Annotated in this window: 3 protein-coding genes and 1 pseudogene; all 4 read right to left on the reverse strand. The window is 52.4% G+C overall.

The window, feature by feature from the left end:
* Window positions 1-65 precede the first annotated feature (65 nt).
* The gene (locus tag DW661_RS02220; RefSeq protein ID WP_118934393.1) at window positions 66-3,230 is read right to left on the reverse strand and encodes a hypothetical protein; all 3,165 of its coding nucleotides are present in this window, start codon (window positions 3,228-3,230) and stop codon (window positions 66-68) included.
* A gap of 184 nt (window positions 3,231-3,414) precedes the next feature.
* The gene (locus DW661_RS10475; RefSeq protein WP_118934395.1) at window positions 3,415-3,978 is read right to left on the reverse strand and encodes a L,D-transpeptidase; all 564 of its coding nucleotides are present in this window, start codon (window positions 3,976-3,978) and stop codon (window positions 3,415-3,417) included.
* Window positions 3,903-6,449, reverse strand: a complete 2,547-nt coding sequence (locus DW661_RS02230) for a hypothetical protein (protein WP_118934397.1) — start codon at window positions 6,447-6,449, stop codon at window positions 3,903-3,905. Before DW661_RS02230 ends, DW661_RS10475 begins: the two co-directional genes overlap by 76 nt.
* 177 nt (window positions 6,450-6,626) lie before the next feature.
* Window positions 6,627-8,720 (reverse strand): annotated as a pseudogene (locus DW661_RS10205) (hypothetical protein); the annotation flags it as partial.

Raw genomic sequence — 8,720 nt, forward strand, 5'->3', positions numbered from 1 at the left:
AATACAGTTGGACTAAACCACTGAATTACTGCAATAGCGGATAGATGATAGACTTACATCACTTACTATTTATCAACCAACTTAACCTCAAACGCTTCCATATGCAGGGCTTCTCCAGTCGTACCTGCGCACTCGCCCGATTTAACCCAATCGAGCCAACACTTGCCCTGCACATGCGCCCTATAAACAACGTCATAATGCTTGGAGAGATCACCCGTAAGCTTAATTTCTACAGCTTCAATAGAAAGAGACTTACCCGTGGTGCCGGCCAGCTTGCCGTTCTTGACCCACTTTTGCCAGCCGATATTCTGAACGTGAGCTCGATACTCGATGTTACCGGAATACCCAAGGTCGGGCTTGCTAATCGTCAACGCCTCAATAGCAAGATTTCGACCAGTTGTGCCCGCCGTCATGCCCTCATAAACAGGTTCCTGCCAACCAAGGTTTGAAACATGAGCCTTAATCGAAAACGTTCTCTGAATCGAGGGCTGATTCGTATCCCCTGGAGCAGGCGAACCCTTTTCAACCAAAACGACCTGGTATGCCTCGAGCCTCAAGCCAAACCCAGTCGTTCCGGCAACCTGATCATTGCAGGCCCAACCAAGCCAGCCCTTGTCCTGAACATGAGCACGATAGTAAACGTCATAACGATTAGCCATCTCACCAGTAAGTCGAATTTGAATAGCCTGGACAGACTTGCTCTGACCCGTAGAACCGGAAACTTCTCCCTCTTTCACATAATCTTGCCAACCGTAATCGGAAACATGCGCCCTGTACTCCAAGCTGCCATCGTAGGGAGCATTCTGCAGGTTGAGAGTAATAGCCTCGACAGCTTTGGACTGACCAACGGTGCCAGAAACATTTCCGCCCTTGCAAGCCGACTGCCAGCCGTCATTCGAAACATGCGAAGTTGCCAAAACATCAAGCGAGCCTCGTGACACCTTGACGACGTCGTAGCCCGACTCGCCCTTCTTGAAATAAGTTAGAGCTCCACTATTATGCGAATAGATAGCAAAGTCGTAATTGGCCGTAGCAAGTATGGAATCCGAAAACTCCACGAGATAACAGGAGTCACCTTGCTTGCAAAGGGACCTGATAGCCTCGTCTGAGTCCTCAGTAATAGGCGAAGCAAACCAATCCATAATCGAATAATCGATAGCAGCGCCGGGCTTCAACGCTTCGGACTTCGTTGAATTCCAAAGTCCACCAGCAGCATCGGCGCTGGCCGAGTTATACGTACTAGACCCATATCCAGACAGACCGATCTCCGGATTAAAGAAGAGAATCAGCTCTGCAGCAACGGAAGAATCGACATCGGTAATGCCCAGACGGTCAAGCTGTTCCTGCTTTTGGGGATACATGCCCGTCGGCGTGTTTGGATGCCCCTTGTAATAATACAAATAGTCATCGCCATAAATAACCTCGGTCAAGTTGGCATAGTCGTCAAAATTCTGCTCGTAAGTAACATACGTTCCAAGCAGCATCATTACCTTTTTGCCCTGCTGAGTAGCCGCATCAAAATAACCATCGTTAAAGTTGTACAGAGCCTTAAACGCTTGGACCGTGTCCTCTCCCCTATTCTGCAGGCTCGTAAGCATGCTCGAAACGTTCATCTTCTTAACGTTAGGATCGGATGCGATCTTATTCGCAAAGGCATTATCGTCACCGCTCGTAAACAGATTGGTTCGAGTCATCCACCACTGAGTGCCAGGCTCAATACTCAGCACAGCATACATAGAATCCCAGTGATCGTGATAATCGCTATACGACTTTGACACCTCACCGGTTTCGTATTCCTTATTCTTGGCAGCATTCCATAAAGCAATCAGTTCCGCTTGCTTAGAATCTGGATCCTTTACGTCGAAGGCCTCGTTGGTAAAGACATACGTGGCGGATCCATCGGACAACAGCCGAATGGAGTATTGGCCAGTGGGAATCTTATTGGCGTAAATCATCCTATGGATCAACGAGCAGGTGATGTCATTGATATACAGATTGAACTTTGCCTTGGGGTTGATCTTGAAGAGAGCAGCGACATAATCCGCAAACGCCTGATAGCTTGAACTAGAAGCATTCTCATCATGAGTCAAATACGGAAGGCCATACATCCCGGATGGAAGCGAGCTCCAGTTATAGGCATTTGGACGATCGAGCATTACGATTGACGGAATGGTCGTTCCAGCAGAAGAGGTGCTGATGTCCCAGAAAGATAGCGAATAGAGAACAACGGGGAAAGAAGCACTCAAAGGGGCAAGGTTGTATTCACTCGCAGAAATGCCGATTGGCTGATGGTCCTCATGAACGATGTTTCCGTTCTTCAAATACTGCAACGTAACGTCAAACGGACCATAATCGTTAAATTCAATTTCGCTGGAGCTGGAATCCAAATCTCCGAGTGCAATCGTACTTGAAACGGAACGGGTGACCTTCCCTCCATACGACATGGAGCCCGCCACCCTTATCGAATCAGCGATGCCGAGTCGTTTTATATCCTCAACGTGCGGAATATTCAGGGTCACTTTAGTCGTCTCCCCAACCTGAGAAAGAGAGCAATTAAAGACATACGGGACATAGGCACCAGCGGTATCACCGGGCGCCGCATCACCCTTCTTTACAATGACGATCTGTATTGCTTCAACGGCATAGGACCAACCGGTGGTTCCCGCAGTCGACCCATTTGAGGCCCAACCAAGCCAACCGAAATTAGAAGCATGAACGCGATAATACAGGTCATAAGAAGCCGACCTGTCACCCGTCAGCTTGAGCTCGACAGCTTCAATCTGAAGGCCCTTCCCCGTTGTGCCGGAGACGGCTCCATTAGAAACCCAATCCTGCCAGCCTTCATTTTGCACATGCGAGCGGTATTCGATACCAAGGTCTTCTGAATTAGGAAGAGAAACTCTGAGCGCCTCAAGCCTACGAGACTGGCCCGTTGTGCCAGAGATCGAACCATTCGATGTAAACGTCGACTCCCAACCAATGCCAGAAATATGAGATTTATAGCTGACATCCGGGATCTCCTCTTTGGACTCCACGGCAGCATCGATCGAAGGCGCTGATTCATCGGCTACAACAGCAGTTTGATCCGAAGAGTCTGATTGGGCCTCTGGAACGGATTCATATTCGTTGGTACCAACATTTGAATCCGCCCAACAAGCCAAAGGGCTCAATAGCAGCATCGACATGAAGCAGGAAATCAGAACAACAAATGCTCTAAATTGCCTTTTCAAGAGAATCGCCTCCTAGATAGACAGCCGTCAATAACCATACTATCGAGAGTTAGCTTCATTAATGTCACCAATTAGGTGAACGAAGAAAAAGGAGCCCATCCAAAGGCAAGGGCCCTTTCCCGTTGCCAAGACAACGGCAACAGGAAAGGGCCCGCTAACAAACTCTCAGCGTCTACGGGAATAACTAGTAGATTACCACCTTGGTAGCAAGAGGCACGTTATCCCAAATCCATTTAGCGCGATCAATGGGCAAACGCACGCAGCCTTGTGAAATATGCAATCCCATCCGGCTGTCCATGGGATTAAAAGTTCCCTGGTAGTACGGTATTGAATGAAACAGATAGTCCCCGTAAAACTGCGTATAGTAGTAGCAGGTATACCCATGTCCAAACGAGTGACCCTTGCCGGTGACGGTATACTCACCCGTAGGCGTTGGAGTACTAGGGACACCAGTAGAGCAAACCCAGTATTGAGCATAACTCCACGACCCGCGCTGTCCACGAAAAACTCCAAGGCGGCATGCTTGCCTGTCAACCATAATGAGCCAGCTTGAATTGCTCGAATATCTATTAGCTCGATTAAGCATGGCTATCATATCGGCAGGTAGTAAGGGCTGATCGGTAAACGGGCGCCCAGTAGGACCGGGAGCACCAGCGCCTTTGGGAACAACCTTCACTTGAACCGATCGACTCTGCAGCCTATCGTAGATGTGCCCGCAGGCTGCCCGTTTGAAGCCCAATCGAGCCATCCGAAGTCTTGGCAATATGCTCGATACCAAACATCAAAGTAGTTCGATAAATCACCGGTCAACCTGATCTTAAGAGCCTCGGTACGCTTTGCGCGGCCTACCGTGCCAGCGACATTCCCATTGGAAGCCCAGCCTTGCCAACCCACATCCTGCACATGAGCGGAGTACTCAATACCGCCCGATACGCTACTGGAGACATTTAGCTTCAGCGCCTCAATCGCAAGTGATCTGTCAGTCGTACCCGCAACACCGCCATTACCAACAGGATTCATCCAGCCAAGTGTGGCGACATGCACCTGGAGCGTCAGAGCTGGCGTCGAGATAAATGCGGGCTTAGACGACGTGCCAGGATCCCCGCCATTCGCCACAAGCTTAATTTGAACAGCTTCTATCTGGATATTAAGCCCGGTAGTTCCAGCGGAATCGCCGTTTTTGGCCCAACCCAACCAGCCATAACCAGCCGAATGAACTCGATAGTAAATGTCATATTGATTCGCGAGGGAACCATTTAAGCGCAGCTCAAGAGCCTGAATGGCCAATCCTTGTCCAACGGTCCCAACATAACCGGCAGATCGCCATTCCTGCCAACCAATATTGGCAACATGTGCTCTTGCCTCAATTTGAGAATCGTCATCCACACCGGACAACGACACGTTTAAAGCTTGAAGCGAAAGCGATTTTCCCGTTGTGCCGGCATCTTGCCCATCTAAAACAGATGGAGACCACCCACGGTTAGCCGAATGAGCCTGATATACAACGTGGGCGCAATCGGCGGAAGCATCAGAAACAAATGCTCCGTCCGTTATCCCGGGAGCGCCGGCGCCTTTACCGACAATCCTTACTTCGACAGCCTTAAGGAATGAACCCGATATCGTTGCCCCCGCATCCGAGCCATTGCACGCCCAACCAAGCCATCCTTTTTTGGAATCAAAACAGCGATACCAAACGTCATAGGCTTTAGACAAATCTCCAGTAAGAGTCAATCTCACCGCCTTTAAAACACGCCCATCGTTTTTAGAGTTAAGCGCAGCACCGTCAGAAACAGCACCACTCCATCCGCCAAATTCAAAGAAGCCGAAATAGTCAATTGAGCCTAAAATCTCTTGATTATCAAACGAGATAGAGAGCGAGGTTAAAGGTTCAGAGCCGTTCTCAGAGCCCAATAAGATTGATTTGCCTTGTACGGAGCCCAGGCTTTTTCCGTTAAGACCGAGCGAGCTCCCGCTTAGAACATCCGTTGCCCCAATGAAATGGTTCAACGTATCGCCGGGAGCAGATCCGCTTTTTTCGACCAATAAAATCTGAACACCCTGAATGGCGGCACCCTTCCCCACCGAGCCCGCAGGAGACCCGTTAGACGTCCAGCCCAGCCATCCTCCCAATTTGGAAGCATACACACGGTACCAAATGCCATAAGTTGCAGAAATCTCGCCGTTCAGCTTAAACTGAACGGCCTCAATGGATCGAGACTGCCCGGTCGTGCCAATGACGCCTGAAGACCAGTCTTGCCAACCAATGCCAGAGACATGCGCGCGAGAGGAAATAGAGCCTCCGTGACCATACCAATTAACACCAAGCGACAGTGCCTCAATTGCATTTCTTGAGTCAATGACCCCCGATGTCTTTCCGTCCGCGACAGCACCCATCCATCCGACATTAGAGACATGAGATCGATAGGAAACGGTAGGCGGTTCCTGAGAATGATCCCTAAAGGCATCGCCACGCGCTGGCGCATCTTGAGCATATTTTGGAAGCACCTTAATCTGAATAGCTTCGATCTGGTAAGCATAGCCCTGTGTTCCAGCAGGTTCACCATTTGAGGCCCAGCCAAGCCAACCAACATTTGCAGAATGAACGCGATACCAAATGTCATACGAATCAGAAAGACTGCCCGACAAGGATAGCTTGATTGCCTCGATGGCTCGCGACTGTCCAACTGTTCCAGAAGCCCGCCCGTTGCCAACCGGCTGAAGCTCCCATCCGATCCCGGAAATGTGTGATTGGACCGAAATGCTGTCATTCCCCAAAGGGCTGCCATCCTGTGAAAGCAGATTGATCTTGAGGGCTTCGACGCGCTTTGCACGACCTGTAGTGCCGGCAGTCATTCCATTTGAAACGGGAGCTTGCCAGCCAATATCCTGCACATGAGTCTGGTATGAAACAGAGCCAAATACAGTGGATACATCATTTTCGGGTTTCGCCGAATCAGTTGCATTGGAGGTAGACTCGCTAGAAACGGATGAGGAAGAGTCATCGTCTGACACAGTCGGCTGCTCGACTTCAGCCCCCTGTTGTTCGTTACTTAAGACGGGGCCCTCGTCTTTCGAGCTGCTGGCAGCACCGTCGGAATAATCAGTAGCCTCCGGCTGCACCTGTAAGGTATCAGCCCAGACAGAAAGGGGCGTCAGAAGACATTGGAGGATTAGTAATGGCGTCATTGCCGTTGCTAGCAACCGTTGCGTCTTTTTCATTCGACTCCCCCATCACTCGACCATCTTTAGCATCATTATTTACCGTTTCGGCAATTGCTTAAATACCGAAAACGTGAATGGCACTTAAATAGAAACGAACGGACCGTTGCAAAACGACCCGTTCGTTTAAGTCAGAGTATCTGTTAGAACCTGTGTGAAGACACGAATTACGATCAGCTATGCAAGCGGCACGTTGTCATACCAGCCCCATTTTGGCTTGTATGAGGTGGAATAATAATCCAACCAATACGCCATATCGAGTGTCCTAATCTGACCGACGTTATCCATTACCTGATTATTGCCGATATAAAGACAAACGTGACCGTAAATGCTGCCCATGCGTGTATGCGTATGCGAAGGAACGGCAATGACCATTCCGACTTTCAGCTGAGAATAATCGGTGTATTTGCAATAATCCCAGTAGTAATCGCAGGCATCCGTATGGACGTTCCTAAATCCGGCACGCTCGTAGATATCTGCAATCCACTCGGAGCACAATCCCGGACCAGGAGACGGTACCTGTCGGGCAAGATCTACAATCTTCTTCTGCATGGGATTTGCAAACGCGGAAGGTTGCCCAAGCAAACACGGCGAAACGGTGCTTCCGGGGGCATTGGCGCCCTTCCTTGTAAGGCGAACTTGGACAGCTTGGACATGCGTTCCATAACCAGTGCTACCGGCAACTGTACCATTTCTAGTCCAACCAAGCCAGCCGACGTTATCGACATGGACCCTATACCAGACATCGAAATAAGTTGCCAAGTCACCTGACAGGGAGACTTTAATTGCTTCAACCGAATTGGACTCAGTAGCAGACGACAGTTGATCCCCGTTTGACTTACCAGAAGTCCAACCTACATTCGAAAGATGCAGTTGATAATTAATCCCGCCGGCAACAGATGAACAAGTTTTAGCCGAAAACCCGGTGATGGGAATTCCCTGACCAGTTGTACCGGACATCTCTCCGGCCGAGACAGAATTCTGCCAAGCACCTTTAACCTGAGAGGAATACGTCAACGTAGGTATTTCAAGATGGGAATATCCCGACGTATCAGGATGAGAAGCGCCCTTCTTAATGAGCTTAATCTGAACAGCCTCGAGGGAACAGGACATACCGGTAGTACCGGCCTCCCCGCCGTCCTTGGCCCAGGCCATCCAGCCGATGTTGGAGGCGTGGACGCGGTAGTAGACGTCGTAGTCCTTCGCGAGGGAGCCCGTGAGCCTCAGGCGCACGGCCTCGACGGCACGGCCCTGGCCGGTGGTTCCGCCCTCGGAGGCCGAGGGGGTGTCCCAGCCCTGCCAGCCGATGCCCGAGACATGGGCATCGATCTGGACGGAAGAGCCGTCCGAGTAGTCGGAGCTGTCGAGCGAGAGCTTGAGGTCCTCGAGGGCGAGGCCGCGGCCGGTGGTGCCGGCGGTCGCCCCGTCGGACACAGCGCCCTGCCAGCCCACGTTGGAGACGTGGGCCCGATAGGTCAGGGACATGGGCTTCTTCTTGAAGGCGTAGTCGACGTTGGCGCCGTCGGAAGAGGGGGCGGCGTCGCCCTTCTTGACCAGCCTGATCTGGACGGCCTCGACGCTCCTGCCGAAGCCCGTGGTGCCGGCCTCCCCGCCGTCCTTGGCCCAGGCCATCCAGCCGATGTTGGAGGCGTGGACGCGGTAGTAGACGTCGTAGTCCTTCGCGAGGGAGCCCGTGAGCCTCAGGCGCACGGCCTCGACGGCACGGCCCTGGCCGGTGGTTCCGCCCTCGGAGGCCGAGGGGGTGTCCCAGCCCTGCCAGCCGATGCCCGAGACATGGGCATCGATCTGGACGGAAGAGCCGTCCGAGTAGTCGGAGCTGTCGAGCGAGAGCTTGAGGTCCTCGAGGGCGAGGCCGCGGCCGGTGGTGCCGGCGGTCGCCCCGTCGGACACAGCGCCCTGCCAGCCCACGTTGGAGACGTGGGCCCGATAGGTCAGGGACATGGGCTTCTTCTTGAAGGCGTAGTCGACGTTGGCGCCGTCGGAAGAGGGGGCGGCGTCGCCCTTCTTGACCAGCCTGATCTGGACGGCCTCGACGCTCCTGCCGAAGCCCGTGGTGCCGGCCTCCCCGCCGTCCTTGGCCCAGGCCATCCAGCCGATGTTGGAGGCGTGGACGCGGTAGTAGACGTCGTAGTCCTTCGCGAGGGAGCCCGTGAGCCTCAGGCGCACCGCCTCGACGGCGCGGCCCTGTCCGGTGGTTCCGCCCTCGGAGGCCGAGGGGGTGTCCCAGCCCTGCCAGCCGATGCCACTTAC

This window comes from Collinsella sp. AM24-1 (assembly GCF_003470325.1).
In the GTDB taxonomy this organism is placed as follows: Bacteria; Actinomycetota; Coriobacteriia; order Coriobacteriales; family Coriobacteriaceae; genus Collinsella.